Annotated in this window: 31 protein-coding genes; 11 read left to right on the top strand and 20 right to left on the bottom strand. The window is 70.4% G+C overall.

Going from position 1 to position 25,348, the window contains the following annotated elements; all coding sequences use genetic code 11:
- Window positions 1–383: 383 nt before the first annotated feature.
- The 3 genes from P2424_RS30830 to P2424_RS30820 all read right to left on the bottom strand — a co-directional run bounded on the left by P2424_RS30830 (window position 384) and on the right by P2424_RS30820 (window position 3,067).
- On the bottom strand, window positions 384–575 hold the full coding sequence (locus P2424_RS30830) for a hypothetical protein (RefSeq protein ID WP_276479317.1): 192 nt from the start codon (window positions 573–575) through the stop codon (window positions 384–386).
- A gap of 730 nt (window positions 576–1,305) precedes the next feature.
- Window positions 1,306–1,722 carry an NUDIX hydrolase gene (locus P2424_RS30825; protein ID WP_276479316.1) on the bottom strand — a complete coding sequence of 139 codons (417 nt, stop codon included), beginning with the start codon at window positions 1,720–1,722 and terminating at the stop codon, window positions 1,306–1,308.
- Between the two features lie 151 nt (window positions 1,723–1,873).
- Window positions 1,874–3,067 (bottom strand): hypothetical protein, encoded by a 1,194-nt coding sequence (locus P2424_RS30820; RefSeq protein ID WP_276479315.1) that lies wholly within the window; start codon window positions 3,065–3,067, stop codon window positions 1,874–1,876.
- Window positions 3,068–4,556: 1,489 nt separating this feature from the next.
- On the opposite strand from P2424_RS30820, the gene P2424_RS30815 reads away from it, so the two are divergent.
- From P2424_RS30815 to P2424_RS30785, 7 genes are all read left to right on the top strand, one after another.
- Window positions 4,557–4,970, top strand: a complete 414-nt coding sequence (locus tag P2424_RS30815; RefSeq protein WP_276479314.1) for a hypothetical protein — start codon at window positions 4,557–4,559, stop codon at window positions 4,968–4,970.
- A gap of 114 nt (window positions 4,971–5,084) precedes the next feature.
- A complete protein-coding gene (locus P2424_RS30810) occupies window positions 5,085–6,092 on the top strand; it encodes a hypothetical protein (protein WP_276479313.1) in 1,008 nt (335 codons plus the stop codon).
- Entirely contained in the window at window positions 6,079–6,219 is a 141-nt protein-coding gene (locus P2424_RS30805; RefSeq protein WP_276479312.1) for a hypothetical protein, read from the top strand. The genes P2424_RS30810 and P2424_RS30805 overlap by 14 nt, the downstream gene beginning before the upstream one ends.
- A gap of 13 nt (window positions 6,220–6,232) precedes the next feature.
- A complete protein-coding gene (locus P2424_RS30800) occupies window positions 6,233–6,583 on the top strand; it encodes a hypothetical protein (RefSeq protein ID WP_276479311.1) in 351 nt (116 codons plus the stop codon).
- The gene (locus P2424_RS30795) at window positions 6,580–7,668 is read left to right on the top strand and encodes a tyrosine-type recombinase/integrase (protein ID WP_276479310.1); all 1,089 of its coding nucleotides are present in this window, start codon (window positions 6,580–6,582) and stop codon (window positions 7,666–7,668) included. Before P2424_RS30800 ends, P2424_RS30795 begins: the two co-directional genes overlap by 4 nt.
- A 102-nt stretch (window positions 7,669–7,770) precedes the next feature.
- A complete protein-coding gene (locus P2424_RS30790) occupies window positions 7,771–7,944 on the top strand; it encodes a hypothetical protein (RefSeq protein ID WP_276479309.1) in 174 nt (57 codons plus the stop codon).
- A gap of 133 nt (window positions 7,945–8,077) precedes the next feature.
- Window positions 8,078–9,031, top strand: a complete 954-nt coding sequence (locus P2424_RS30785; protein ID WP_276479308.1) for a hypothetical protein — start codon at window positions 8,078–8,080, stop codon at window positions 9,029–9,031.
- Here the strand turns inward: P2424_RS30785 and P2424_RS30780 are convergent.
- From P2424_RS30780 to P2424_RS30715, 14 genes are all read right to left on the bottom strand, one after another.
- Window positions 8,940–10,307: a hypothetical protein gene (locus P2424_RS30780; RefSeq protein WP_276479307.1), complete on the bottom strand. Its 1,368-nt coding sequence runs from the start codon at window positions 10,305–10,307 to the stop codon at window positions 8,940–8,942. The two genes, P2424_RS30785 and P2424_RS30780, sit on opposite strands and share 92 nt — an antisense overlap.
- 68 nt (window positions 10,308–10,375) lie before the next feature.
- The gene (locus P2424_RS30775; RefSeq protein ID WP_276479306.1) at window positions 10,376–11,014 is read right to left on the bottom strand and encodes a hypothetical protein; all 639 of its coding nucleotides are present in this window, start codon (window positions 11,012–11,014) and stop codon (window positions 10,376–10,378) included.
- An 80-nt stretch (window positions 11,015–11,094) separates the two neighbouring features.
- Window positions 11,095–11,400, bottom strand: coding sequence for a hypothetical protein (locus P2424_RS30770; RefSeq protein WP_276479305.1), 306 nt, complete (start codon window positions 11,398–11,400; stop codon window positions 11,095–11,097).
- Between the two features lie 26 nt (window positions 11,401–11,426).
- A complete protein-coding gene (locus P2424_RS30765; protein ID WP_276479304.1) occupies window positions 11,427–11,762 on the bottom strand; it encodes a hypothetical protein in 336 nt (111 codons plus the stop codon).
- Window positions 11,759–12,523: a hypothetical protein gene (locus P2424_RS30760; protein ID WP_276479303.1), complete on the bottom strand. Its 765-nt coding sequence runs from the start codon at window positions 12,521–12,523 to the stop codon at window positions 11,759–11,761. Before P2424_RS30760 ends, P2424_RS30765 begins: the two co-directional genes overlap by 4 nt.
- 2 nt (window positions 12,524–12,525) lie before the next feature.
- Window positions 12,526–13,608 (bottom strand): DnaB-like helicase N-terminal domain-containing protein, encoded by a 1,083-nt coding sequence (locus P2424_RS30755; RefSeq protein ID WP_276479302.1) that lies wholly within the window; start codon window positions 13,606–13,608, stop codon window positions 12,526–12,528.
- Window positions 13,605–14,030 carry a DUF4326 domain-containing protein gene (locus P2424_RS30750; protein WP_276479301.1) on the bottom strand — a complete coding sequence of 142 codons (426 nt, stop codon included), beginning with the start codon at window positions 14,028–14,030 and terminating at the stop codon, window positions 13,605–13,607. Before P2424_RS30750 ends, P2424_RS30755 begins: the two co-directional genes overlap by 4 nt.
- Complete coding sequence (locus P2424_RS30745) at window positions 14,030–15,505, bottom strand: DNA cytosine methyltransferase (protein WP_276479337.1); 1,476 nt, start codon at window positions 15,503–15,505, stop codon at window positions 14,030–14,032. The genes P2424_RS30750 and P2424_RS30745 overlap by 1 nt, the downstream gene beginning before the upstream one ends.
- Complete coding sequence (locus P2424_RS30740) at window positions 15,502–15,771, bottom strand: hypothetical protein (protein ID WP_276479336.1); 270 nt, start codon at window positions 15,769–15,771, stop codon at window positions 15,502–15,504. Before P2424_RS30740 ends, P2424_RS30745 begins: the two co-directional genes overlap by 4 nt.
- On the bottom strand, window positions 15,768–16,187 hold the full coding sequence (locus P2424_RS30735) for an ASCH domain-containing protein (RefSeq protein WP_276479335.1): 420 nt from the start codon (window positions 16,185–16,187) through the stop codon (window positions 15,768–15,770). The genes P2424_RS30740 and P2424_RS30735 overlap by 4 nt, the downstream gene beginning before the upstream one ends.
- Window positions 16,187–16,456 (bottom strand): hypothetical protein, encoded by a 270-nt coding sequence (locus tag P2424_RS30730; protein WP_276479334.1) that lies wholly within the window; start codon window positions 16,454–16,456, stop codon window positions 16,187–16,189. The genes P2424_RS30735 and P2424_RS30730 overlap by 1 nt, the downstream gene beginning before the upstream one ends.
- Window positions 16,453–16,734 (bottom strand): hypothetical protein, encoded by a 282-nt coding sequence (locus P2424_RS30725; protein ID WP_276479333.1) that lies wholly within the window; start codon window positions 16,732–16,734, stop codon window positions 16,453–16,455. The genes P2424_RS30730 and P2424_RS30725 overlap by 4 nt, the downstream gene beginning before the upstream one ends.
- A gap of 83 nt (window positions 16,735–16,817) precedes the next feature.
- The gene (locus P2424_RS30720; protein ID WP_276479332.1) at window positions 16,818–16,979 is read right to left on the bottom strand and encodes a hypothetical protein; all 162 of its coding nucleotides are present in this window, start codon (window positions 16,977–16,979) and stop codon (window positions 16,818–16,820) included.
- Between the two features lie 4 nt (window positions 16,980–16,983).
- A complete protein-coding gene (locus tag P2424_RS30715; protein WP_276479331.1) occupies window positions 16,984–17,331 on the bottom strand; it encodes a hypothetical protein in 348 nt (115 codons plus the stop codon).
- A 259-nt stretch (window positions 17,332–17,590) separates the two neighbouring features.
- Here P2424_RS30715 and P2424_RS30710 point away from each other — a divergent pair, with 259 nt between their 5' ends.
- The 4 genes from P2424_RS30710 (at window position 17,591) to P2424_RS30695 (ending at window position 23,033) form a co-directional block, all read left to right on the top strand.
- Window positions 17,591–17,809 carry a hypothetical protein gene (locus tag P2424_RS30710; protein WP_276479330.1) on the top strand — a complete coding sequence of 73 codons (219 nt, stop codon included), beginning with the start codon at window positions 17,591–17,593 and terminating at the stop codon, window positions 17,807–17,809.
- A gap of 17 nt (window positions 17,810–17,826) precedes the next feature.
- Window positions 17,827–19,926 (top strand): DUF2637 domain-containing protein, encoded by a 2,100-nt coding sequence (locus P2424_RS30705; protein ID WP_276479329.1) that lies wholly within the window; start codon window positions 17,827–17,829, stop codon window positions 19,924–19,926.
- A gap of 146 nt (window positions 19,927–20,072) precedes the next feature.
- Window positions 20,073–22,337: a TraM recognition domain-containing protein gene (locus tag P2424_RS30700; RefSeq protein ID WP_276479328.1), complete on the top strand. Its 2,265-nt coding sequence runs from the start codon at window positions 20,073–20,075 to the stop codon at window positions 22,335–22,337.
- The gene (locus P2424_RS30695) at window positions 22,338–23,033 is read left to right on the top strand and encodes a hypothetical protein (RefSeq protein WP_276479327.1); all 696 of its coding nucleotides are present in this window, start codon (window positions 22,338–22,340) and stop codon (window positions 23,031–23,033) included.
- A 60-nt stretch (window positions 23,034–23,093) separates the two neighbouring features.
- Here the strand turns inward: P2424_RS30695 and P2424_RS30690 are convergent, their stop codons facing one another.
- The 3 genes from P2424_RS30690 to P2424_RS30680 form a co-directional block, all read right to left on the bottom strand.
- Complete coding sequence (locus tag P2424_RS30690) at window positions 23,094–23,945, bottom strand: hypothetical protein (RefSeq protein WP_276479326.1); 852 nt, start codon at window positions 23,943–23,945, stop codon at window positions 23,094–23,096.
- 131 nt (window positions 23,946–24,076) lie between these two features.
- Window positions 24,077–24,745 (bottom strand): plasmid partition protein, encoded by a 669-nt coding sequence (locus P2424_RS30685; RefSeq protein ID WP_276479325.1) that lies wholly within the window; start codon window positions 24,743–24,745, stop codon window positions 24,077–24,079.
- 88 nt (window positions 24,746–24,833) lie between these two features.
- Window positions 24,834–25,295 carry a hypothetical protein gene (locus tag P2424_RS30680; RefSeq protein WP_276479324.1) on the bottom strand — a complete coding sequence of 154 codons (462 nt, stop codon included), beginning with the start codon at window positions 25,293–25,295 and terminating at the stop codon, window positions 24,834–24,836.
- Window positions 25,296–25,348: the final 53 nt, after the last annotated feature.

Raw genomic sequence — 25,348 nt, 5'->3', positions numbered from 1 at the left:
TGATTAGGGCGAATCAAGGCATTCAGGACGGAAGGCTGAGTCAGCGACCGTACGGCAGGACACCCGATTTGAGTGCCTCCCGGACCTGCTGCAGGCGACCGCAGCCCGGCCCCGGTTCGTGGCCCAGCCCCGGCCGGACCTCAGCCCCTGCCCACACCCCCGTTGCTTCCCGGCGCGCACGGATCTGCACCACGACGAAACCGTTTCGCGCCGGGGAGGGACGGGGCAGCGGGGCCCCGGGGGCGGCGAAGCCCCCGGGTACCACGCTGCTCAGCCGCTGGTATGTGCCCGGCCCCGTACGGTCAGGGGGTTGAGGAACATCCATCTCGCCGCGACCGCCGCCGGCGACGTCGGCATCAGCAGACTCGCAACGGGACCGGTGCTCAGCTCACGCGCTCGCTGAGGTCCGTAAGGGGACCGCGCAGTCGGTAGATGTCATTATCCGTCTCCAGCACCGCGTTGGTCAGCGCCAGCAACGCGTACACCGTCGCCTTCTGCCCCGGGTCCGTCACCTTGGCCACCGTCTCCTCGGCCTGCTTGATGTACGCCTTCGCCTTGTCCTCGTAGGACGCCATCCCTTACCCCTCCCTGCGCGACTCGTGATCCACACACCAACCTCTCCCCCGGCTCGGCGGTTACACGGGCGGACTGGCCCCGGTGCGGTCCGCCCGCACTGTCTGTACCGGTTGAGTCCTGTCCGGGCCAGGCGGCTGGTCGCCATCTCCGGCTGCTCGGCACGGGCCTGCCGGGCGGACTGCGGGCCTGGATTCCTTCCTGCGATGCCGATACGGGAGGTCTGGGGCCTGGCAGTCGGATTCCGGTGGGGAGCCGCGCGACCAGACGTGCATCGCTGCACGCGAGGCGGTATTCGTCATGCTCCTGCGCTACAGCGATGCCCGCACCGACGCGGAGCGACCACTGCGGCCGGCACCACTGCGCGGCAGCAGGTGCGCCCCCTCGGCCACGACTGGGGAGTCTGGTCTGCTCACGCTCGCGCGTCCGTGACGGGGGCAGTACGGCGGCCCGGTCCCGCGGCGGTGTGCCAGCTCCATCACGGACGACGCGCCCCCCACCCCTCCCTCGTAGCCCGCCTGAAGGCCACTCCGACCCCGTGACGGGCTGTCGAACGGCGACGGTGGTGCGGTGTGCCGTCGTGGTTGCCGTTACCGAGCGCGTGAGCCCCGGAGCCAGCTGCTTTGGCTCCGGGCTCTCCTTCTTCGAGGTGAGCGGCCGGGCTAGAGTCGGCAAAAGCGCCCGCAGCCAGCTCGAATGGCTGCGGGCGCCCCTATGCGGTGGGCCGGACGGTCAGCGGCTGGCGGTGGCCTTGGCGAGGATGTCGGCGTGGTCGAAGGCCAGCGGCGGCAGGTCGTTCAGCGGCCACCAGCGGGTGTCGCGGGCGTCGTCGCCTGCCTGGGCGGGCGTGCCGGAGACGACGGTGAGGTGGTAGGCGACGGTGACGTACCGCCCGCGCGGGTCACGGCCCGGAGCGTCGAACGGGCCGATCTGCTCCAGTTCGTCCGGCGCCGCGTGCACGCCGGTCTCCTCGGCGAGTTCCCGGGCGGCGGCCTCACGGCTGGTCTCGCCCGGGTCGACGTGCCCGCCGGGCAGCGCCCACGCGCCCTCGTAGGGGGGCCAGTCCCGCTCGATGAGGAGGACGCGGCCGTCGGTCGTGGTGACCACCACGTCGGCGGTGTAGCGGATCGTCTCGGCAAGTTCGGTCATCGGTTACTCCTTCGCTGGTTGGCCCGCCCGGCTCCCGGACGGGGGCTGTGCCTTGGCATCCCGGGTCCGCAGCCAGCTCGAATGGCTGCGGCCCCGGGTGGTGCTGTCGTGCGGTCCGCGCTCGACGGCGTCTTGTTGAGGTCGCGTCGCGTCAGTCGTCGGTGTCGTCGTTGAGGGCGTCGCGCATGGAGCGCACGGCGGTGTGGGACAGCCCGGAGATGCGGCCGAGGCCGGAGTCCGTGGCCTCGGTGTCCCAGGTCAGGACGCGGGCCAGCAGCGCGCGCCGCTGCTTCTTCTTGGGCTTGAGCTTGGCTTCGGTCTCGCTGATCTCGGCGCCGATGGCGGCCAGCTGCTCGCGGATGTCCGTGCGCCGGGCGCGGCGCAGGTCCTCGGCCCACCGGTCGGTGCCCAGCAGTTTGATGCCCTGGGCGGCGGCTTCCTTGACGGCGCGGGCGGTGATCTGGCGCAGCTCGTCGTCGTCGGTGGTGTCCTGGATGCGGTGTGCGTGCACGCCGCTGGCGTCCCACCAGCGGACGTCGACCGGCTCCAGCCCGTCGGCCTGCTGGCGGCGGTAGTGGTGCAGCCAGCTGCGCACGCCCACCGGGTGCAGCGTGGGGGTCCGGCCGTCGTAGGGGGTGGGCGGGCACTGGGAGTCGCGGGAGAGGCCGACCAGGGTCTCGTGCAGCTCGGGGTCGTCGTCGGCGGCGTCGGTGATGCTCCGGGCGATGGCGGAGACCACGCGGGAGAGGTCCTGGTCGCCGTAGTCGGCCCAGGCCGGGTCGATCAGGTCGGGCCGGTGCCGGAAGACTTCGGCGGTGTCCAGGTACCAGGCTCCCCGGGGACGGGGGAAATCGTGCTCACCGCCGCGGTAGGGGAACCGGTTGATCAGGTGGCTCGCGGCGCCATAGGCGTCGGCGGCGATGGGTGACCAGTCCAGCGTGGTGCCCGGCTGCCCGGTGACGCGGAGCGCCCCGTCGGCGATCTCGCGTGCCAGCGGCTCCACTTGCTCCAGGAGCGCGTTGATCGCGGCGGGGGTTGCCAGCTGCGGCCACCAGTCCAGGGGGAGATGGTCCAGCTGGATCCGGGCCGGGAGGATGCCGCTCAGGATGTGCGAGTAGTAGACGTGCTCACCCAGCTGCGCAAGCACCTCGGAGTCCCGCCCGTCGGGGCCCGGGTTCTCCACCGGGGAGGCGATCAGCTCCCGGGTGGTGAGGTCCAGGGTGTAGACGACGGTCGCGAGCCAGCCCAGGACCTCCTCCCCGCCGTTGTCGGTGGGCCGGCGCTGCCAGCCCTCGGGCGGGGTCCAGTCCTCCGGGACTCGCCGCACGGTCAATGCGTCACTCATGTCTGCCCTTCCGTCGGTGGACGGCCCATCCGTCCTGAAACCACTTTCAACCTCCCATGAAGCGGCGCGCGTTGAAAGTGGTTTCAAGGAATTGGCCGGATCTCATCGGGGGCAGCTTTGGAGCCCTCCTGCTCGACGGCCGTCGTGTCGTCTTGAGCCGGATGGGTGGCCTGGAGAAGCTGTGGGCATGACGGTGTCTCGGGATCGGCAGGCGGCCCGCCAGCAGCGCGCGGTGCGGGTTCAGGCGTCCATCGCTACGGCGGTGGCCTGCCCGTTGTGTCCGGAGGTGACCGTCGAGATCGGGGTGGAGGTGGTGGAATGCCAGCATCACTGTCCGCGAGCAGGCGGCGGCACTCACGGAGGACTCGCGCTGGCGCGAGCGGGCGCTCGCGTGGATTGATGCCTACCGTGATCAGCACGGGCACGGGCCGAGCTGGCGACGCTTCTGGGGTGAGGAATCCCTGTGGCCAGTCAATACGAGACCGGCCCTGCTGAACGAGGTGATGCGACAGATGTGCGAGGGCGGCTGGCTGGATGGGACCAAGACGCCCTTCGCCCTGTGCCGCCGCGTCCCAGCGGGCAGGCACTCCGAGCGCAGTGCGCGGCTCGACTGTGTGAGCTGAGGCGCTATCGCGGTCGACTGGAGGGGTACGGGCGAGCCGAAGGGCGGAGCGCGCTTGGGGCCGCTCCGCCCTTCAGGTGTGTTCAGGAAGGATGTCGCCACTCGTGTTGGTCAGTGACGTTGGATCCACCACGTCAGCAGCCAGGTCACCATTGCGGCTCCGGTGGCGGAGGCGGCTCCGCGAATCAGGCCGTGACCGGCGGTGCGGGCCAGCGCGCGGGCGCGGCGGCGTATCTCGGATGGTTTTTGATCTTGGGTACGGCTAGTCTCGTTAACGGAACTGATGGCTTCCTCCACTTCGGACGGGGCGCATCGGACTACGTGAGCGGCCCCCTGTTGGCGCAGGGGGCCGCAGTGTTTCCCGCGTCTCGCTGTCTCCTCTCGGCAGGCACGGCTCGGACTACGTGACACGGCAACGCCGTTGGCGCGGCGCCACTCCTGGTCGAACTGCTCCAGGCGCGGCTGTAGTTGCCGTGTGGCACACCAGAGTATCGGCCCGTACGACAGCATGCTTGGGTCGCTGCGGGGGTCTGTGGACATCCCCGCCCTCACGTGACGAAACCGCAGTTCAGAGCCTGTGACGTCTGCGCGGAGGGGGTGAACTTGGGGTACAGGACGCCTTCTCTACTCGCGGGTAAACCGCCAGAGAAGGCAAAGAGTTCCGTCGAAGGGAAGGAGTCGCGGTGCTCGGAATCGATATGAGTGCGCTTTGGCGGAGGCTCTGGTCCATCTCGGTGCCGCCGGACTTCTTCGAGTCCTTTTCGTCTTCGGCTTCGAGAGGGTGAAATCTCCACCGTCCGAGAGAACTCACGGGATGTCGCACAGTCCAACAAGGGTGCGCAGCAAGGCCGGCCGCACAATCGCCGTATGACCGAGACCGCTTCTGTTGTGTGGGATGAGGAACTGGGGCTGTGTGACCGCAGCGACCTCTCCGACGTGCTGATCGAACGTGAAGGGGATCGGGGCACGCCGGACTGCGTGCTCGGCACTGAAGAGGTGTGGGACTTCGACGCGGTCGATGTCGGTTGGCGCGAGGTCCTCCGCGAGCGGCTCGCCCCGCACGGTATCCGCTACGACGTCACCGCACACGAAGTCGGGCTGCCTTCCGGGATGAGCCATGAGGCTGCCCGCCGGCTCGTTGGTGAGGCTCAGACTGGCTTCGCCGCGTGGATCGATCAGGTGGTCGGCGACGTGCGGGCGGGCAAGCCGGACCCCCGGTACTGGGACGTCCGCGCTGACACCGACCCGGGCGGGCGCTGGATCAAGATGGCCGCGGACTGAGGCCGTCTCCCGGGGACCACCTCCGGCGCGGCACGGATTGCGCCGCGCGGGTGGCGAAGGAAGGCACAGGATAATTACCGTTATCCTGTGGGCTCTTCGAGCCAGGGGGGACCGATGGCAGGACACCCGGAACAGACCGGAGCGACAGCGGGCGACGGGAGACGGCCGGTGCACTTCCCGCCGGTCCTCAACGGGCTCGACTACCTGGAGAGCGCAGTGACCCATCTCGCCGGCACCGAGGACAGTGAGCCGGACCCGCGCAGCCTGAAGTACGCCACCCTGCACCTGCAGGCTGCGGCCGAGACGCTCCTCAAAGCCCGCCTCGCCATCGCGGACAAACAGCTGGTGTGGTCGAACCCCGAGAGATTCGACTCCCGGAAGGACAGGGAAGGCGACTTCCACAGCGTCAAGTTGGAGACCGCGGTGAAGCTCCTCCGCGAGCACTGCACCCCCGGTACGGACCTGGAGTCCGCCACCAGCGCCTTCACCACACTCGGCCGGATGCGCAACCGGTTCCAACACCTGGGCGTCACCGACAGCGACACCATGGCGCTGGAAGCCCTGTCCATACCGGTCCTCGACACGCTGCTCGACTTCGTCGCCGACGACCTGCTGCCGCACGTGCCCAGGGAGGACTGGCCAGCCGCCGACACTGCCCTGGAGCACGTCCGCGCCGGCATGGCGCCCATCCAGGCGCTGGTCGAGCGCCGCCTCGCCCCGTTGCGTACCGCCCTGGAGTCCCACAGCGGCTCCACCGTCGCCTGCCTGTCCTGCGGCCAGTTCACCGTGATGCTCGACGGCTCGGACACGGTCGTCTGCGCGCTGTGCCGACGCGGATACGGCACTCCGGAGGAGGCCGCCTGGGACTACGCCGGCACCGACGAATACACCGCGGTGACCGGCGGCGGCTACGGGCCAGTCCACATGTGCGAGTGGTGCGGGGCCACTGCGGCGCTAGCCGTCCCCGTCGCCTCCGGGCCCGAAGAGGCGGTGCTGATCTGCTTCGCCGACGGCACCGTCTTCGACGGAGTCTGCGACCACTGCGGCCAGGCCGTCCACTACGCCCTCCACGAAGCCGAACTCTGCGAGACCTGCCGGGACAACGCCTATGCACGATTCTGACTTTGCCTCCGGCCCGCAGGCCCGGCCCGAGCACACCCATCGCCTGTACCACTTCCTGGTGGCGCTGTGCGGCGAGGAGGACCCGCTGCCCGCTCTGGCGGTTTCCTGGACCGGTCACCTGCGTTAGAACGGAGCCCCCTATGGCGGTCGAGAGTGCGGCCCTGATCCGCATCGCCGACTTCATCCACGCGCGCCTCGACGACCGGTGCACCGCACCCGGCCCCACGGGGCCGCATCCGCGGGGGGTCGACGGGGACTCCCGGACTCTGCGAGCCCTGCGCTACACCGTGCAGCAACTGCGTGCTCGGCGGGCGGTCCTGGGAGCGACGGGGGAGGGCGGGGACCCACTGCCGGGTCAGCTGGTGGGCGCCTTCGCCTGGGAAGACCTGCGCACCATCGCGGCAGAGTGGAGCGACCACCCCGACTACCTGCCGGAATTCGCCCGCGACTACTGGCAGGCGGATTCCTCCGGTCTGGGGGCGGGCCGGTGAGCCCCGGGGCACTCCGCGGCGCACCGCGCCAGGCACTCGACACACCGCGGCGGGACCCGCGCGCCCAGTGGCCCGAGCACGCCCGGAAGCTGCATGACTTCCTCCTCGACCTCTACGGGGAGGACGATGTGCTACCCACGCTCGCGGCTTCCTGGATCGCCCACCAGCGCTCGGCCAATACCCAGAGGTCCTACGCCCGCGGCTTCAAGACGTTCGAGGAGTTCGCGCGGGAACACGGCACGCATCCGATGGCGGTGAGGTTCGCACTGGCCGACACCTTCCGTCTGTACCTGGAGAACGCGCCCACCTGGGTGCGGGTCAAGGGCGTCCGGCGTGGCGAGATGGCTCGGACGGGGCCGCCGTACTCGGACGCCTCCCGAGCGAACGCGTTGTCCGCAGCCAGCTCGTTCTTCGCGTACCTGGACGTGGTCAGCGACGAGGGAGTGAGGAACCCCTTCGCTGCGGTGCGGCGCCCGGTGCTCGACCCCGACTACTCGCCCACCCCTGGCTACACCGAGCAGGAATTCGCCCTGCTCCTGGCCACGGCGCGGGACCACCACCGGGCTGCCGCCTACCGCAAGCGCGCCTACGCCCTGGTGCTCGTCCTCTACACCTGCTGCCTGCGCATCGACTCCCTCCTCGCGGCCCGGGTCGAGCACCTCGGCTACGACAGGGGTCACCATGTCCTCAAGATGAGAGTGAAGGGCGGCAGCTGGGCCTCCAAGCCCATCCCGCCGGTCGCCTGGCACGCCCTCCAGGAGTACCTCGACGGACGCACCGAGGGGTGGCTCTTCCAGACCACGTCCGGGCGTCGGCTCGACGAACCTGCGGTGTGGCGACTACTGCAGTCCCTCGCCCGCCGCGCGGGGCTGCCACTGCGCGGCCCGCACGGCATCAAGGGCGACGCCGTCACGCACGCCCTGGCCCAGCCGGACGCCCGGCCGGACAGGGTCCAGCGCTGGGCCGATCACAAGGACTCCCGCACCACCCAGCGCTACAACCGCCGCAAGGAACTGCTGGACGACAGCCCCGGCTACGCCCTGGCGCGGGACCTTGCCGGAGCCCTGACACGCACTCCCAACTGAACCGCGCGGATCGGCGGCAGAGGAGCGGTTCGCCCCCGCCATGGAGGGGGAGGGTGCAGGCGTCCGTCGGATGGCCTGGCGGCGTGGGGAGAGGGGGCGAGGTTGCAGAAGAGCGTCTGGGGCGACTACGCAGAACGTAGAGCGGACGCGGCTGCCGGCCGGGAGGGCGAGGAGAGGCTCACCGACGCGATCGGAGAGGGTCTGGCCGCCGTCGCGTACGGACTGCTGGACGTCGCCGCGGCGATTCGGGAGAACACCGAAGCGCGTCAAGAGTAGGACTCTGAGCAGTGATGGTTTCATATACGGCCCCTCATTCGAGGGGCCGTTCGCCGTTGCGTGTCCGGCGCAGCTGGTGGATTGCGCTGCCCTTCCCGGCTCGGGCCGGGGCTGCCGGTGCCACAATCACGGGGTGTCGGAGTTTGCCTCGATCATCGCATTGGAGCAGCTGCTGGACGGCCTTGCCGTCGGGCCTTCTCGTGCGCGTCACCTGTCCATGGTCCGCGGGGAGATGCAGCGGGCGCTGGTTCGTGACGCGCTGCCGGTGGCGGCTCGCCGCAGTCTGCGGCGGCTGTTGGAAGACGAGACACTGACGCCGTACCTGCGGCTGGCGGAGTCCGGTGTGCTGCGGGCGCGCGCAGTCGAGGGCGGTCGCCCGCCCACGTCGGTGGCGACCAACGTTGCGCGCCGTCAGTGCCTGGAGCTGCTGCGGGAGGCGCTGGGGCTGCCTCGGGTCAAGCTCGGTGGCGAGAGTGTCCCTCTGCGGACCACGCCGGATTCTTCGGCCCTTGCCACGTTGCGGCGCCAGCTCGACCGGGACCTGGCCGGCTGGATGCCGCCGGGGCAGGTCCGGCTGACGGCGGTGCTCGCTCTGGTCCTGGATGCGGCCCTGTCCTCGGGACAGCTGTCGGGTCTGCGGCTCTCCGACCTCGCCCCCGGACGCCGTGCGATCTCGGACGGGGCGGGGGGCGAGGTCGCCTTGTCGCCGCTGGGACAGGCAGCGCTTGGGCGGTGGCTGCCGCTGCGCGCGGACCTGGTGCGCCGGGCCCGCGGCACGTCGCGGCTGTGGGTGTCGCTGTGGCACAACCACGACGGGCACCCCGCCCGGGAGGGTGCCACGCTGCACCGTCCGCCGGGAGTGCCGCTGGAGAGCAACGGGTTGGTCAGCAGCTACAGGCGGGGGCGGCGGCAGTACGGTCTGGAACGCCTGCTGCCACCGAAGATGGAGGCGCTGCGGCGGGCGGTCGAGTCGGAAGCGCCACCCACAGGGCTTGTTATCGCGTCATCTGCTGGAGGTACTCCAGGCGCTGCTGGGCCATCGACAGATGGCGCCGGTCCAGCGCGGGCAGGGTCCGCAGAAGGCTGATCAGGTCGGGGCCGCAGTCGCGGGCTTTGGCGGGGTCCTGGATGTGGGTCCAGCAGTAGTGCGCGCTCTGCCCTGCTGTGAGGACCTCGGGTGCGTCGGTTGCCTGGTGGGCAAGGCGGGTGCGCCCGGCCGCGATCCACAGGTGCGTCGCCAGTGTGAAGTCCGTGGCCATCTTGGCGAGGTCGGCACGGATTTCGAGCCACTGGGTGGCCTGCGGAGAGTCGATGCCGCAGGTCTGCAGCACATGCTGTTCCCACACCTGCGCTTCCCGGGCCGCCTCCCTGTGCCTGCCAGCCTGGGCCAGGGCGTGAATACGAGGGCGGGGGTCCTGCTGGCCGGTGCCGGGCTCGGCCAGGGCTGCGGGGCGCTGAGCCGGAACCGGGACGGGCGCGGTGGGCCGTGCAGGAACTGTCGGGTGAGGTGCCCGCGATTCGGGGGCCAGTGCGGGTTCCGGCGCAGGCGGCCGGGTCGGGGCGGGAGCGGCGGACGGCAGCAGAGCGGGGTCGAGCGCTGGGCGGGATTCCAGCCCGGGGGCCACGTCGTCGGCGTCCGCCTCGAGGCGCCTACGCGGCAGCATCTGGGTACGGCTGGTGGGCGGTGGTGCTGGTAGAGCAGCCTGCTGTGGTGCAACGGGGAGAACGAGGGTGTCCGCGGGTAGGTCGGCGGCTGCCACGGCCTGGGGATGGAGCTGAGCGACGGGGCCCTCGCCCTGCCGGAGGCGTTCGGCGAGATGCCGGGTGTAGGGGCTGGGCCCGGTGACGGTCGGCGCGGTGGAAGGCGAGATGACACCGACCAGGGTCAACCCGGCGGCCAGCCGCTCGGCTTCGCCGGCGGCCAGGACACTGACGGCCTGGGGCTCGGCGACCAGGTCGACCGCCAGGGTGGTCGTCATCGGCGGTCTGTTCCGCAGCTCGGTGCGCAGCCAGTCCCACGGCAGCGCGGTGTACCGGACGGTGGGCTTGGTAGCGCCGGGCAGCGCAAGGTGCAGGGCATGGGACTTGCGATCGACCACCAGCCGGGCCGAGAGGTAGACCAGCAGGTCTCCGCTGGTGTCAGCGGCCATCTGCAACCGAGCCCGTACCAGGTGGGGGTCTCGTGCTCCGTCCAGCATCGCGACGTCGGTCGGGTCCGTGGTTCCCAGCAGCGCTTGGGCCGGGGCCGTTGCCAGCGCGGCGAGATTGTGGCTGGGCAGCAGTTGCGGTCGGCGGCGGTGAGTGGCTGTGTCGCCGGCGAGCATCAGCACATGTCCCCGCCGTTCTGCCCCCTGCGTGCTCATGGATCACACCGTACTCACGGACATAGCCCCTGACAGATACCTCTGTCAGGGGCTATGTCGTGGAGTGTTCACATGTCGATGTCGTCGCCGTAGTCGACGTCCTGCGCGGTATCCCACTCGCCGTCCAGGTCGATGCCCGACTCGCCGACGGATGTGGGGGCAGAGCTGGCGTCCGAGAGGTCGGCCTCTGCCTGGGTCAGCACCAGGTCCTGTTCGACGGCGGCGGCCCGTTCCAGGGCGCCGTGTTCCTCCTGCAGGGCGCCGTGGCCAGGGTCGGCCTCCAGCTCCTGCTCGACGGCCGCGCGGCGCTCGGCCAGCTCGGCGGACGGTGCCAGCTCCTGCTCGTACTGGGCGAGCGTGTGGTGATAGTCGGTCTGCTCGCGCTGCACGGCCGTGTCCTGGGCGGCGATCTGCGCGTCCAGGTCCGTGGGAGCGTCCGGGCCGGTCAGCTCGCGCCACACGCTGTTGATGCGGCCCGGGGGCACATCGTCCGCGGTGGTGACTTCCTCGGTGTTGCGCAGGCCCTGACCGAAGTCGCGTTCCGCCCAGATCCGCTCCTGCCCGCTGCCCTTGATCACGCCCCGGGTGTACTGGGTGTCGCCTACCCGCTGGGTCTCGCTGATCTCGATGTCGTCCCACGTGGTGGGGACTGCGGTGAGGCTGTCGTCCTCGTAGAGGAGTTCGGCCTCGGGGACTGGCTCGTCCATATCTCTCGTTCCCTCCCTTCGACGGGTGGGGCCCCGCCGTGCAGCCGGGGCCCCACCGGGTCACGCTCAGACCTGGTTGTTCACAGCTCCACTTCGGCGTCTTCGTATTGTCGGGGGTGGAGTGCGTGGTCGTAGCCGCGCGCGGCGAACCCCTTTTCCCCGTCGCCTCGGTGCAGGCGCTCGGCCTCCTCCACTTCCTGGCAGGTGGCACTTGCGGAGAGGATCAGGTGGCGGGCATGGGCGGCTTGGTGGTCGTAGGTGCTGACCTGGGCGCTGATGTCTCGGGTGGTCCGGTGCTGGTCCAGCTCGCCGGCGGTGAGGTCGAGCTGGGCCAGTGCCGGGAGCAGTCCGGCGATGTGGCCCTGGCGGTCCTGGTCGTCAGTCATACGTCGGGCTCTCTTTCGGTCGTCGCTCAAAGCTCGAAGTCGAGGTTGTCGGGTTCTTCGTCGGCCGGGCTGGGCGGCTGCTGCCCGCAGGGCGGCCAGGCGGCTCCCTGCGGGCCGTAGACAGTGACCTGGTCGTATTCGAGGTGCGCCTGGACGTGCCCGCGGTAGACGAGTCCGCCGTCGGCCAGCAGCTGGAATGCCGGGTGTGTGAGCGGACACTGGGAAGGGAGGACGGCGTCCCGCTCGGTGAGCGGGGTCGGGTCGATGGTCTGCCCGTCGACCGCAAGCCCATGCGCGTCGACCTGCACGACGTGGCCCTGCCACTGATGCAGCAGGCGTCCTTGCGGCGTGGTCGGCTTCACCGGGGCGCCTGCCCGTCGCGCTCGTCGGCGGCCAGCTCGCGCGGGGCCTCGTGGCCGGCTGCCTGCAGCAGGGCTGCGACGTTCAGCTCGTTGCCCGGGGTGATCGCACGCTGCTCGCGCATCTCGTTCGCGGCCACCAGCGCCTCGACGCTGGTGCTGATCGCCTGCGCGCGGGCCGCTTCGGTGCGGTACTGCCACTGTGCCTCGGCGACGCGGGCCTGCTGTTCGACCGCGGTGACAGCCAGACGGGTCTGGGCATCGGTCCGGGCCAGCAGCTGCTCGTGTCGCTGCTCTTGCTCCAGGCGGCGGTCACTGCGCCACAGCGGGGCGCAGACCGCGTAGACGGCGGCGGTGCCCAACAGCCACATCAGGACGCGCACCGTCCACAGCGGCGTCCAGGCCGCGACACCGATCAGGGCGAGCGTGCCGGCGCCCGCGAACGCGGTGCGGGTGACATCGACGCTGCCGTTCTTCTTGGCCGCGGAGACGGTGCCGGCCGCCGCGGCGAAGGCGGCCAGCAGGCCGCTGATCCACAGCGGCTGGGTGGAGCCAGCGGGCATCTGAGCGTGCCACCCCCAGGCAAGGGCGGTCGCCGCGGTGGTGACCAGTCCCGGGGCGATACGCCCCAGGTGCTCCCACAGGACCCGGAGCGCGGAGCGGGTGGGCGGCAGCGCGGCGACGCCGGGCAGGTGCGGGGCGGTGATCTGCCGCTCATGGCTGAGAAGGTAGTCGGTCGGGTCGAAACGAACCGGCTCGTTCATGGTCACATCTCCATCTCGGAAAGGGCGGGGACTTCATGTGCGGGGTGAGCCGGTGGGGAGGGCTCCTTGCCGTCGGCCAGCTCGGGCTCGCGCTCGGCGTGGTGGATGCGCCGCTCGTCGGTGAGAGAGGGCTGCAGGGACTGCTCAGCGCGGACGACCAGAGCGCTGGGAGCCAGGGCGGGGGAGCGTCCGGCATCGCGCACCTGCCCCCCTGCTGTCTCCAGGCGGTCCAGCGCCGCGGTACTCAGAACACGTGCACCCGCGTGGGCTGCGATGCCCCCGCTTCCGTGCCGGGCGAGGTCGGCCAGCAGCTGTTCGCTGGGCTGCGGGCCCCCGCGACGGGCGGCCTCCCACGCCACAGTCAGGTCATCGACCGGGGACTGGCGCTCGTGCAGCGCGGTGATCGCGCCGTAGGCGGTGCGCAGTGCAGGGTCGGCGAAGTCCTGGTCCTGCAGCCAGGGGATGTCCCCCACCTGGCGGGAGTCCCACTGCAAGGAGGCCACGACGTCGAACTCGGCCTGCAGGTCCAGCCGCTCCGGGCGCCGGGCCTGCTGAGCCTCCGGCTCCGGCAGCCGCTGGTCGTGCTGGGTGTCCAGCAGCACCCGCACCTGCTCCGGGGTGCTGAGCCACGCCTGGTGCAGCGAGGCGAACCGCTCCCGGGCAACCTGCGCCTGGCCGACCGTGTCACCGGCCTGCTCGACATCGGCCTGCTGGGCAGCGGCCCGCAGCCGGTCTCCGGTGTCCTCGACCGCGCGGTGCACGCCTCCCTCGACCGTCATGCCGCCGTACAGCGCAGCAGTGCGCGGGTTCGGGCAGGCGCCGGCCAGCTGCTGGAGACGCTGGGGCGACAGGCAGTTCCGGATGCCCCGGTCCTCGATCCGCTCCACGGCCCTGGTCACAACGGCCGGAATCTCCGCGCGCGGAACCTGGGAGAAGTCGATCGCGTGGAGCGTCCGCCACAGAGCGCCGTGATCGGGGCGGGAGAAGGCACCGGGCGGTACCCACTGCATCGCCGGGAGGATCTCGGGACGGAAGAGAGCCGCTCCCAGTAACGCCTCTTCCGCACGCCGCGTCAGCCGGGTCATCGCGCACCCTCATCGGCTCGGCGGGCCAGCACCCGGGCGTGGCACGGCTGTCCCTCGGCGCACCAGCAGCCCAGGCGTCGGCCGCGCAGCTTGGGCAGCTCTCGGGCTACGAGGTCGGCGTGCTGGTCCAGCCACTGCTCGTACCGTGCGACGACCTGCTCCGGCGTGCCGTCACGGCCGACCCGGTACGGGTTGGCGAGCAGGTGACCGGCCAGCTTCCAACCGCCCTGGTACATGGGGCGCCCGACGTAGAGCACGTCCGCGATGGAGGGATCGCCCCGGCGGCCCTTGAGGCAGACCACGGTGGTCGGCCCGGGGGCCGGGCCCGCCACGCGGGCGGGCTCCGGCTCGGCGGCGACGACTAGGTCCAGCAGGTCCAGCTGGCGTCCGCCGTTCATCTCAGGATCGAAGGCCTTCGGCATCACAGCACCTCCGCGAGGCGCTGGCCCAGCCACTGGGCGACGTTGCAGGAGACCGCGTTCCCTGCCTGCATGGTCTGCTCGCCCTTGTTGCCCGTGACGACGTACTCGGCGGGGAAGCGCTGGGCCATCAACTGCTCGCGCGGCTGGATCATGCGGTAGTGGCAGTCCTCCAGCTGCGGCGCCGCCCCCAGCAGCCCGGCCGAGTCCACGGTGCCCAGGGTGTGCAGTGGGTCGGTCACGGACTTGGCGGCGGCGTTGCGGTAGGGGATCACCAGCCAGTGGTGCCGTCCCTGCCCGGTCACGGTGTCGACGGGCTCGTGCACGCTGCGGGAGGCGGCGTTGCGGCGCAGGGTGACGATGAAGGAGTCGTCCGCCTGCGGGGGAGTGACCAGGGACTCGAACCCTTTGGGGTTCGCCAGTCGGGTCCGCATCGGCTCGGCGGTGCTGGTGGCCGTGGTGTTCCAGGTGCCGCCGGAGGGCACCAGCACCGCGTCTCCGATCCTCACCGTGCGGGCGGAGAGAGGGGCTTGGTCGGCGGGCACGGCCCGGCCGTCGTGCCCGCCGTGGTTGACGGTCAGCACCATGCGGCGCTGGCCCAGCATCTGCAGGCCCTTGCGGATGCGCTTGACCGTGGTGGCGGCCAGGGGGCGCAGCCCCTCGGCGGCCCGGTCCCCGATCCGCACCCCCAGGTTCGACCAGTCGATGACGCTGGCGGCCGGGCGCACATACGGGTCCACGACGCTGTGGCGGCACCGGGCACCGTGGGGGCACCGATAGACGTACTGCTGCCCGTACTTGCCCAGCTTCCGGGCTCCGGGCTTCTTCCAGGACTGCACCGCGTGGACCGTCTCCTCGCACACCGGGCACCAGGCCAGCGGCCTGGGCTCGACGTCGGGCAGCGGCAGTTCGGTTCGGGTGAGCACGATGTAGATGCGGTCGCGCCACTGCGGAGCGGCCAGGTTGCCGTCCTCGCCGGCGTGTGCGGAGGAGACCGAGACGAACTGGTGGCGGTATCCGAGAGTGCGCATCCCGGCCAGCCAGACGTCGAACAGCTCCCAGTCGGCCGCTTCCATGACGTTCTCCACCAGTACGGCCTTGTAGCGGTTGACCTCGGTGGCGCGGATGACGTCCCAGAACGTGGCCCGGGTCCGGTCGAAGGCGTCCTGGGAGACCGGCCCGAACTCCTCCAGTGCCAGCTGACCGGCGCCCGGGGCTGCTTTGCGGCGACGGCCGCCCGCGGGGCTCAGCTCGGTGCAGATCGGGGAAGCCCACAGCACGTCGGTGCGAGGCAGCCGCCGCATGTCGTAGTTGTTGATGTCCGCGCACAGATGGTCGGCACTGCGGTGGTTGGCGCTGTGCGTCTCGATCGCGCGCGCCCAGTGGTTGGCAGCCAGCTTCAGCTCGAACCCGGCATCGACCAGACCGGTCGAGGAGCCGCCGGCGCCGCAGAAGATGTCCGTGAAGGTGATGCTCACTGCTCGCCTCCCGTGTCGGTGGACGGCGCGCAGTGCGCCGCGAGGTAGAGGGGGTAGTGCAGGAGGTCCTCGTGCCGTGCCCGTCGGGGCAGCCAGCGGGGACGCGGCCGGGCGCAGCGGCACGGCGGTTTCCACGCGGGCGGGTTGGCCTGGGCGACCTGGCCGCAGCGGCGGCAGTCGCACACCAGGTAGGGGAGCGGGCCGACCACAGCCGCGAGGACGGTGGTCACCTGCTCGTAGACGCGAGTGCGGAGGGTCGTCTTCACCGCAGGGCCTCCGTCCAGCGTTCGTCCAGCTGGATGCGGACCTGCTCCAGCAGCTCCTCGGAGGGGGTCCACAGCTGCAGCGCGCCCTGTGCGACCGGCACCGGCAGGGGGAGCGGGGTGACCTCCTCCAGCACCAGGTGGTGGTGACCGGGGAAGGACCAGGGGGTGCACTCCCCGTCGTCCCGGTGCCAGTCGACCAGCTGGGCAACACCGACCACGGCGCCGGTTTCGAGCGGGAGCCCTCGCAGGATCGGGCTGATCAGGGGGTGCCGCATGGCCGTCCGGTCGAGGGTCTTCGAGCTGTGGAGCAGCAGGGGGCCCCGGTAGGTGGCGAACCAGCTGCGGTTCTCGACCCGTTTGGGTCCGTGGGCGATGGCTGCGGCCCAGGGCTGGCGGATACTCAGCGCGCGGGGCATCAGCTCGCCACCTCCGCGAGGGCCTTGCCGATACCGACCAGGACGAGCGCTGCGAGCACGGCGGCCACGACCAGCCCTCGGCTGGTAGCGCGCAGCACAGCCCAGCAGCGGATCTGCAGCAGCGAGGTGAGCGCCCAGACCGCACCGGCGTACCCGAGCAGCGCGAGAGCGGCTGCTGTCTGCAGCCCGGCTCCGGCTCCTGTGGCCAGCGCTAGGAGCAGTGCTGCGGCAGTCAGGGCGGCCAGCGCGCTGCGGTATTCGACCGTCATCGCGCCACCGCCGACTTCTGCTGGGGCAGGTGGACCTGGGGGCGGACGACCTTGACCGCGCGCAGGCACGTGGCCATCCGCTCGGCGGCGGTCTCGGGGTGGTCGCCGTAGGCGTACGCGAGGCTCGACAGCGCCGCGTCGGCGGTGCCCAGCCTGGCCTCGGCCTCCCGGATCATCTCGCCGAGGCGCTCCGGGTCGCGGGGGAAGTCGGGGGTGGGCGTGGGGGAGGAGAACAGGAAGGTGGCCAACGTCGTCGTCAGCCGGGAAGGGGTGCGCACAACAGACTCCTGGGTGCGGGCCCGCCGGACGGGGAGCAGCGGCTGCTTCTCACCCGTCCGGCGAACCAGAGAAGGGATGAGGGTCAGCGCTGTCCGGAGCCGTTGCAGCTCGGGCAGTTCTGCATCTCAAGGGACTGGTACGGCTCTCCGTCCGCACCGCAGCGGTTGACGGTGGCCATCACCTGGCCGCCGTTGCAGCCGCAGGACTGGGGAGCGGAGGACGCCTCGGGCGACTGGACGCTCATGCCGTCACCGCCCCGCGAGCACGGAGCGGCTGCCGGGGTGGGGCCGCGCCGGCTGCGGGGAGCCCTGACGGCCGTCCCGCTCGTGCGGGGTGGGGCGCATCGGCAGCTGCGGCCTGCCCTTGTCCTTGTCCTTCGCGTGCACCGGGTTGGCGCAGACGGCGACGCCGGTGCGGGTGACCACGCGCTCGAAGTCGCGGCAGTCCCGGCACGTCGGGCCGATCCGCCCGACGACCGCGAGACGCGGACCGGTGAGGACCGGCAGGGCGCGGACCCCCTCGGGCGACAAGCGCAGGGCCGGGAAGTCGTCGACCGTGATGTCGGCGCCGGGGATGAGGCTGAGAGACTGGCTCATGGAGATCCCTCCAGATCAGGGGTGTCCCGGGACCGGAAGGCGGTGCTACGCCTGTCCGGTCATGGCTGGGGCCGGCAAGCCCCGGTCGGAGAGGGCCGGGTCGGCAAACCCGGCCCTCTCGCACTTCCATTACCTCTCACCGTGGCCAGCTTGTCAACATTCTCGGATCCGGTTTTCCATGATTGTTGGCAAGCGTGCTTGTTGGCAGTACAGTTGCCGGGCAAGCACGGAAACCAAGAAGCCAACGAGAGGGCCTAGTGTGCTCGGAACACTGGAACGACCACCGTCAGGAGCCAAAGTGCCGCAGCAGGGCGAACCGCAGCAGACCCCCGAGTCTGAGGAGCGCGTCAACTTCTCCGCCCGCGTCCGCGCATCGACCCGCAAGCGGGCCAAGCTCTACGCCGCCGGACACGACGTCAATCTGCAGGACCTCGTCGATGCGGCGCTCGACGAGTACCTCTCCAAGCGCAACGCCTAGGAATCGGAGGTGACCTCATGGCCAATGACCAGAGTGTGAACACTCCTTCTCACTGGTCAGCGGCAGCCGACGTCGGTCCGGTGGACTGGCGGGGCACGGCCGAACGCGCCATCACCGATGCCCCGGCCTGGGTGCTGGCAGCAGTTGCCGGCGGGGTACTCATCGTCGCGCTGGTCTTCGGCTTCGCCCTCTGGAGCCGGGCATCCAAGCGCCGGGCGGAGCGGGAGCAGTACCACCGCGACCTCGTGGTCCAGGCACGCGAGGATGGGCAGCCGCTGCCGCCCGAGCCCCTGCAGATGGACTACAAGCCGCTGCTGGGCGGGTTCGCGGTCAGCCTCCATGGCCTGTGGGGCTTCGCGACGCAGACGGCCGACTTGTCGTTCTTCTTCGCCATCGGCTTTATGTCGATGTTCGACATCCTTCAGCTGCGGCTGTTCTCGCAGATGTTCCGGATGGCCGACCCCCGCAAGGGCTGGACCCGACCCATGCGGGTCATGCGCGCCACGGCCTGGTCCTTCGTCCTCCTGTCCGCAGTGGCGAACTTCCAGCACGCGCCGAACATCTGGTCGGCGCCCTGGCTGGCCGCGATGCCGATCGGTGCCGCGTGGGTCATCCAGGTCCCGCTGAAAAACGCGCTGGACAGCGACGACCCGGAGGAGCAGGAGAAGCGCCCCGAAGGCGTCAAACCGGGCCCGCTGCGGCTGATCGGCCTGCTGTGGCGGCGTCTGTGGGCCTACTTTTTCCGCAAAGCCGGTCTGGACGTCACCGACCGCGCGGACGAGATGGTCCGCCGGGCCCGCGCCCGGGATGCGGCTGACGCCTCGTACGCCCTGCGCGGCGTCCTGACGGAGAAGCAGGAGCTGGAACTCGCGGTAGAACGCGCCACGACTCCCGGCCTGGACGGGAAGCCGATGTCCCGCGGCCAGCTGCAGCAGGCCCAGAAGCGGCTGGTGGCGCTCAACAAGGAGCTGAAGACGAAGGTCCGTCCCCGGGCACAGTCCGCTCTGGAGCTGGCAGACACGCAGGACCCGGAACAGGGACTGCAGCTGATGCAGCGTATGGCCTGGCTGACGAACGCCGACGATGTCGCGATGCTGGACTACGGCCCGGAAAGCCCGGCGATGGAGAAGCTGGAGCAGCTGAACATCGCCGCGAACGCGGACTTCGTCAAGTCCTCGAAGCGTGCCAGGAGCGCCGAGGAGGCGGCGGCCGAGGCGGAGCGGCGCATGGACGCCGCCGAACAGAAGGTGACCGAAGCCCAGGAGCAGCTGGATGAGGTGCTGGGACGTCTCGAGTCCGCGGAGAAGGAGGCCACGGAGGAGCAGGACCGTCTGCAGAAGGCGGTCGAGGAACGTGAGCGGCTCGAGGAGAGCGACACGAGGGCCGATCAGCTCTACCGGCAGGTCAAGGAGGAGCTGGACCGGACGCGCGAGCAGTTGCAGACCCTGCAGGAGGAGCGCACCGAGCTGAGCACGTCCAGCGGCAGGGTCCAGGAGCGGCTGGAAGCCCTGGTCCAGGAACGGGACCAGCTCGCCGAGAAGGCACACGAAGCCAAGGAGGAGCTGGACCGGACGCGCGAGCAGTTGCAGACCCTGCAGGAGGAGCGCACCGAGCTGAGCACGTCCAGCGGCAGGGTCCAGGGGCGACTCGAAGCCCTGGTCCAGGAACGGGACCAGCTCGCCGAGAAGGCACACGAAGCCAAGGAGGAAAGGGAGGAGCTGCGGGGGAAGCTCGCCCAGGCGGCGGAGGAGAAGCGGGCTCTCGGCGCCCGGCTGAGGGCGCTGGAACAGGCGCGAGGCGAGCACGCGGCCACGGTTCCGGCGCAGCCCCGCCCGACCTCGGTGTCCCCGGCTCGGGGGGACTCGGCCGGCCCGCGGGTGCAGGCCGATGTGGAAGGCGCAACGAGTCAGCCCACGCGTGCGCTGGTCGCCGACATCTACCGGGGGCTGAACGAGCAGCAGCGTGCCCTGCGGGGTCGCCCGCTGGCTCAGGTCATCTGCGAGGCAGCTGCGGACCGGGGCGAAGAGCTGAAGGTGGACACGGTGCGACGCACCCACATCTCCGCGGACCTGCTGGCCGAGTACCTGAGCCCGGAGCGGCATGGGTCCGGAGCGTGAAATCTGTCCACAGGCTGACGGGGGCAGAGTGGAAATCAGGGCCGCATCTGTCAGTGATGCGGCGTATACAAACAGGAGTGGCCCCGGTGGTGCATGAAGAGCTTGGCGGCTACAGCACCTCCGGGGCCCCGACGAAGGAGACCTTCGTGAGCGACAACAGTAAGGCCAGCGAACCGAACGACTCGACCACCCTCTCGGACAACCGTGTCCCGGCGCCGACCGAGAAGGAAGCGTGGAAGCCCCACCAGGGCACCCCGAACACTCCGGCGGTGCCGGTCTTCGGACGCCCCACCGTGCGCTACACCGCACTGGCCGTCCCCGCCTCGCTCCTCGCGGCCGAAACCCAGACCAGCGAAGACGGGTCGGGCAACCTGCTGGGCACAGTCGTGGGCGGCCTCGCCGAGGCGGGCGGCGCGCTGCTGACGGAGCAGCCCCTCCTGTCCGTGGCCGTGATCGGGGGCCTGGTGGGCGCCGGCTACACGAAGATGCGCAAGGACTTCGACCTCACGCGGGAGGACGACGGCTTCGCCAGGCGGCGCGAGCTGCGCGCGAACCTGAGCCGCCGCCAGCTGGTCAAGAAGCGCCGCACGCTGCGCCCCTCGCTGGCCGACGTGCCGGGACGGTCGGTGCCCACCAACGCCGTCGGCATCTACATCGGCAAGTGCCGCAAGACCGGCTTGCACCTGTACATGTCCATCGAGGAGAGCAGCCTGATGCTCGCCCCGATGGGCGCGGGCAAGACCGCGAAGATCGCCAACTGGATCATCGACGCAGAGGGCCCGGTCCTCGCGACCAGCACCAAATTCGACGTGGTCGAGTGGACGGAGCGGCTGCGATCCAGGGTCGGACGTGTCCTGGTGTGGAACCCGCAGGGGATCGCCACGCGGGCATCGGACATCGCCTGGGACCCGGTGATCGGCTGCGCCGACCCGGAACTGGGCGTCGAGCGGTCGATGCGCAGGGCCAAGTACCTGCTGGACGGGTCGGATGCGACCGCCGGCCTGGAGAACCGCAGCTTCTGGGAGAGCGCCAGCTACTCGGTGCTGAAGGCGTTCCTGTGGGCTGCAGACGCGGCGGACCTGTCCCTGCTGGACGTGGCGCGCTGGTCCAAGAGCGTCGCGAACACCGAGGCCATCAAGATTTTCGAGAAGTTCGAGCAGCCCGACCCCAGGAATCCGCACCGCCCGGTCGCCCCCCGCGGCTGGAAGGCAGACCTGATGCAGGTGCAGATGGTCAAGGGCAAGCCCACGACCAGTGAGAACGTCTTCGGCACGCTGGCCAAGACGTTCATGTTCCTCGACGCGCCGCGCGTACAGCGGATCATCGAAAAGGCGCACCAGGTCGACCAGTTCGACATCTCGGGCTACCTGCGTTCCCAGGACACCCTCTACCTCCTCGGGCGCGACGACGGCAGGGGCAGCGTCGGCCCGCTGTTCACCGCCTTCACCGGCGAACTGTACGAAGCAGCGCGCGCGCTGGCCCCGATGAACCCGGGCGGTCGCCTGGACCCGCCCTGGACGATGGTCCTGGACGAAGCGGCGCTGATCTGCAGCGTGCCGCTGGAGCGGTGGACGGCTGACAGTCGTGGCCTGGGTATCAGCATCCACGCGGTCTTCCAGTCCCCGGCACAGATCATGGAGCGCTGGGGGCGCTACGGGTACCAGACCATTTGGGACAACTGCGTGAAGCTCGTCCTGGGTGGCCTCTCGAACGAAGACCACCTGGAGGGGCTCTCGCGGCTGTGCGGCAAGCACTACGTGAAGCGCGAATCCCGCTCCACGAACCCGGGTCCGGACGGCACCATGCGCGCCAGCGTCTCCCACACCCAGGTCGAGGTCGAGACCATGACCCCGTCGCAGATCATGAATCTCGAACCGGGGCAGATCCTCGTGCTGCGCAAGCACCTCGGCGGCCCCGTCGTCGTGAAGTTCACCCCGGTCTGGAAGCGCAAGGACATCAAGGAAACGGAGAAGGCCGACAAGAAGGCGGCCAAGGAGGTGCTCAAGGCACGCAGGCGCAAGGAGTCGGCTGCCGCGGTCCCGCCGCTGTCGGCTCCGGCCGACGTGTGGGGCCCGCCTCGGCAGGAGGACCCCTGGGCGCCGGCCGAGCCGGAGACCAGCCCGTGGACGGCCGACCCGGCGGCCAGCGCCTGGACCTCCGCCCCGGCCGGACGTCATCTGCGGGTCGCCGGGAGCGAGGACGCTCCGCCCCTGTCCCCGGGGGCAGGGCAGCCGCCGGTGGTGGTGCCGCCCAAGCCTGGCTACGCGCCCACCGAACACCTGGAGCAGGTGCCGCCGCAGCCGGAGCCCAAGGAAGACCTGATCGAGCCGACGCGCCTGAGCAAGACCGGCACGGACGCTGCTGATCCGTACGCGGCCTTCAACGACGACGATGACCCGTGGGGCCGCTAAATGGCGGAGATGAAACTCGACCCGATGGAGATGCTGCTGCGGCTGACGGGCGATCTGTCCGCTGTCCGCGGCCGTCTCCAGACCCTGGAGGATGAGAACCTCCCGGCCACTCTGGAGGGTCTCGACACGAAGGTCGGCCAGCTCAAGGAGTCGCTGGCCGCCGTGGTCGAAGCCGTCGGCCAGCTCATGGCCGACCCCGAAGAAGAGCCGCCGCCGGAATGGCCGGGCACCACCCCGAACTGGACCGACGACCTGGACCAGGATCAGGCCCGGGAGCTGTGGGACGGACTGACCGAGTGGTGCCAGAACACTTTGTGGCCCATCTACGCCCGGCCGGTGTGGCGGCCCTGCTGGTACCTGCACAAGCGGCTCGTGATCGAGCTGACGGCCCTGTGGCGGAACTACGAGTGGTCCTACGAGGACAAGGCGCCTCCGACCCGCGTCTCCGAGTGGCACGCGCGCTGGTGGCCCCATGTCGAGAAAGTCCTGGAGAAGGAGCTGAGCACCTGCGGCATGCCTCGGGACGGGCTCCCGAAGCCCCGGCACCCGGTTCCCGTTCCGGTGCAGCCGACGATGGAGAACGAGAATCCGCCGCCGCCGCCCTTCACTGAGAGCGACTTCGTCGACCACCGGTTCTTCGAACGTGTAGAGAAGGACATCGCTCGGCGCCGCGAGCCGGAAGGCGACGACACCTGATCCTGAGCACGGAGCGAGGGGGTCACCCAAATTTGGGTGACCCCCTCTCGTGTGCGCCGGCTACCGGCTCTGGAGAACCTCGTCGGCCAGCTGCGCGATGGACAGAGCCGCCGCGCTGATCTCCTTCAGCGTCCCGGTGGGGACGTCCTCCAGCCCGCCCTCTTCGCTCGCGGCCAGCAGCTCCTGCAGCACATCGCGCATCTGGCCGGCCCGGCGGTCCTCCGGGAGTTCGTCCTGGACGATCTCGGCGTCGACCACCGTCTCGTCAGCCTTGCCCGCGGGGGCTGCGGAGTCACCCGAATTTGGGCGACTGTCAGTCCTCAGCGCCCCTTCCCGGGGCTCTGCGGACGCCTTCTTCGCCCGCTTCGGCTTCGCCTCGATCGCCTGCTGAAAAGTGTTCGCGGTCGTCAGCGCCGGCGACTCGGCACTCCGGGCCAGCTCGACCAGTCCGTCGACCACACCGGCCGTCACGCGGTGGCGGCGCTCGGCGGCCCACACCCGCAGCGCGACGTACGCGCGAGCGGTGATGTCCCGCCCGTGCTGCTCGACCATCGGCAGCAGCTGCTGCACGTGGGAGTCGGGAATCGAGCGGGGCCGGTCCTGCTGCTCGGCGATGGCCCTGAGTAGCGGCCACTGCTGAATGCGCCGGTTGACCTCCGACTCCGACTCACCGAACTGGTCCTGGCAGTAGTCCGCCCACGTCCGGCCGCCGTCGCGGTGCAGGCGCCGGGAGCGAACGACGTGCGCGGCCTTCCACTTCATCCACTCAGCCCGGGTGCCGTTGGCGAACGCCGCTTCACAGTGCCCCAGGGTGTCGACCTCCTCGGGCGTCAGTGCGCCTTCGGCTTCGACCTCGACGGGCTCGGGGATCAGGTCCGGAGTGAAGGGCTGGGGGCGGTAGGGCTCCGGCACGGCGGCGGACGCCTTCGGAGTTCTTTCCCCTGCCGGGCCCGGGACTGCTGGCGCTTCGGGCGCGGACTCGGCCTGTCGGCGTGCCTCGGCTGCGGCAGCGCGCCGTGCTCGGATCTCCTTTTGGGAAGGGCTCACCGACCGACCTCCCGGCCGCCGGGCAGCAGCCCGCGCTTCTTCATCTCCGTCACCAGAGCGCCGAACGCCGTCTTGGCGGCCCCCTCCACGGGGGCGCCCATCGAGTCGCCGAAGCGTTCGGTACGCGGGATGACCGTGGTGAACACCTCGTACCCCTCCTTGGCCATCTCCTCGCGGTAGTAGCCGGTCGAGGACGCGTTCGCCACGGTGCGGTTGAGCAACACCCATGTCTCGGGCTTCTTGCCGGTGGCCCTCAGCGGGGCGCTGCTCGCCAGGATGTCCTTGAAGGGCTTGGCGGTCTCCGGCTCGCAGATCCGCTCCCAGTCGCCAGAGGTCGGCGACATGTGCAGGATCACCAGGTCGGCGACGCGGAGAATGGAGTCCGCGATGAAGATGTGGTTCTCGGTGTGCCCGCAGTCCACCATCGCGATGCCCTTGCCCGTGGGCGGCACGACCTCCTGGTGGAACTTGGCGGACGCCCGCAGGTGCACGGGGAAAGCGAAGTTTCCCTTCTCCGGCTGGCTCCAGCTCCAGAACTGCTTGCTGTGGTCGGCGTCGTACCCGACGACGTCGTAGCCTTCCTCGTCCTCCAGCAGGGCGTGCGACAGCCACCCGGTGTCGGTGGTCTTGCCCGTCGTGCGGGGCGACATGTTCGCGATGAGCATGGCCGGAGCCTATGGGCACAGCCGAGATCAATACATCCACACGCCCACGGCGCCGACTCCGCCACTCCGCTGCAGTCCGGCCCAGGCCCTACTCGGAGATCGGACGCTCAGCGGTGGAGAATCCCATGGCCCATTCCACGGTGCGCTTCACCCCACCGGCATACCACTCGGATACCCCGGGCCACTTGTGCTCGAAGACGGCGTCCTGGGCGTGCAGCCTGACCGACTTGACCGGCAGGCGCGGGTACGGGTGGCTCTCCACCGAGATGGGGGCTGCCTCCCGCTCGCCCAGCAGCCACCTGGTGGTGTCGATGATCCCTTCCAGCCCGCTGGCCAGGCCGCGGGGGGAGCACCAGGAGACGCGGACTTCCACCGGGTCGAGGGGCAGCGAGGCGAGAGCATCGTCCCGCAGCGTCTGCACTTCGTCCCGCGAGCGGGTCACACCCTCCGGCAGCTCCTGCCCCGTGGCCCCGGTCGAGGCGCCCTTGGAGGAAGACCGTTCCCACTCCGGGGGAAGCCCTGCCGGGTCTCTCCACCACGCTTCAGTCATGCCAGCACGGTAGCGGGCGGCGCAGACACGGCACAGAACGCAGCAGAGAGGCC

It is taken from the genome of Streptomyces sp. WMMB303, assembly GCF_029351045.1.
Taxonomy (GTDB): Bacteria; Actinomycetota; Actinomycetes; order Streptomycetales; family Streptomycetaceae; genus Streptomyces.
This window is presented reverse-complemented; position numbering and strand designations above follow the sequence as displayed.

Excerpts from the sequence above, each read along its gene's own strand:
- P2424_RS30830 (WP_276479317.1), bottom strand. The coding sequence starts at position 575 with ATGGCGTCCTACGAGGACAAGGCGAAGGCGTACATCAAGCAGGCCGAG.
- P2424_RS30825 (WP_276479316.1), bottom strand. The coding sequence starts at position 1,722 with ATGACCGAACTTGCCGAGACGATCCGCTACACCGCCGACGTGGTGGTC.
- P2424_RS30820 (WP_276479315.1), bottom strand. The coding sequence starts at position 3,067 with ATGAGTGACGCATTGACCGTGCGGCGAGTCCCGGAGGACTGGACCCCG.
- P2424_RS30815 (WP_276479314.1), top strand. The coding sequence starts at position 4,557 with ATGACCGAGACCGCTTCTGTTGTGTGGGATGAGGAACTGGGGCTGTGT.
- P2424_RS30810 (WP_276479313.1), top strand. The coding sequence starts at position 5,085 with ATGGCAGGACACCCGGAACAGACCGGAGCGACAGCGGGCGACGGGAGA.
- P2424_RS30805 (WP_276479312.1), top strand. The coding sequence starts at position 6,079 with ATGCACGATTCTGACTTTGCCTCCGGCCCGCAGGCCCGGCCCGAGCAC.
- P2424_RS30800 (WP_276479311.1), top strand. The coding sequence starts at position 6,233 with ATGGCGGTCGAGAGTGCGGCCCTGATCCGCATCGCCGACTTCATCCAC.
- P2424_RS30780 (WP_276479307.1), bottom strand. The coding sequence starts at position 10,307 with ATGAGCACGCAGGGGGCAGAACGGCGGGGACATGTGCTGATGCTCGCC.
- P2424_RS30775 (WP_276479306.1), bottom strand. The coding sequence starts at position 11,014 with ATGGACGAGCCAGTCCCCGAGGCCGAACTCCTCTACGAGGACGACAGC.
- P2424_RS30770 (WP_276479305.1), bottom strand. The coding sequence starts at position 11,400 with ATGACTGACGACCAGGACCGCCAGGGCCACATCGCCGGACTGCTCCCG.
- P2424_RS30760 (WP_276479303.1), bottom strand. The coding sequence starts at position 12,523 with ATGAACGAGCCGGTTCGTTTCGACCCGACCGACTACCTTCTCAGCCAT.
- P2424_RS30755 (WP_276479302.1), bottom strand. The coding sequence starts at position 13,608 with ATGACCCGGCTGACGCGGCGTGCGGAAGAGGCGTTACTGGGAGCGGCT.
- P2424_RS30750 (WP_276479301.1), bottom strand. The coding sequence starts at position 14,030 with ATGCCGAAGGCCTTCGATCCTGAGATGAACGGCGGACGCCAGCTGGAC.
- P2424_RS30735 (WP_276479335.1), bottom strand. The coding sequence starts at position 16,187 with ATGCCCCGCGCGCTGAGTATCCGCCAGCCCTGGGCCGCAGCCATCGCC.
- P2424_RS30730 (WP_276479334.1), bottom strand. The coding sequence starts at position 16,456 with ATGACGGTCGAATACCGCAGCGCGCTGGCCGCCCTGACTGCCGCAGCA.
- P2424_RS30720 (WP_276479332.1), bottom strand. The coding sequence starts at position 16,979 with ATGAGCGTCCAGTCGCCCGAGGCGTCCTCCGCTCCCCAGTCCTGCGGC.
- P2424_RS30715 (WP_276479331.1), bottom strand. The coding sequence starts at position 17,331 with ATGAGCCAGTCTCTCAGCCTCATCCCCGGCGCCGACATCACGGTCGAC.
- P2424_RS30705 (WP_276479329.1), top strand. The coding sequence starts at position 17,827 with ATGGCCAATGACCAGAGTGTGAACACTCCTTCTCACTGGTCAGCGGCA.
- P2424_RS30695 (WP_276479327.1), top strand. The coding sequence starts at position 22,338 with ATGGCGGAGATGAAACTCGACCCGATGGAGATGCTGCTGCGGCTGACG.
- P2424_RS30685 (WP_276479325.1), bottom strand. The coding sequence starts at position 24,745 with ATGCTCATCGCGAACATGTCGCCCCGCACGACGGGCAAGACCACCGAC.
- P2424_RS30680 (WP_276479324.1), bottom strand. The coding sequence starts at position 25,295 with ATGACTGAAGCGTGGTGGAGAGACCCGGCAGGGCTTCCCCCGGAGTGG.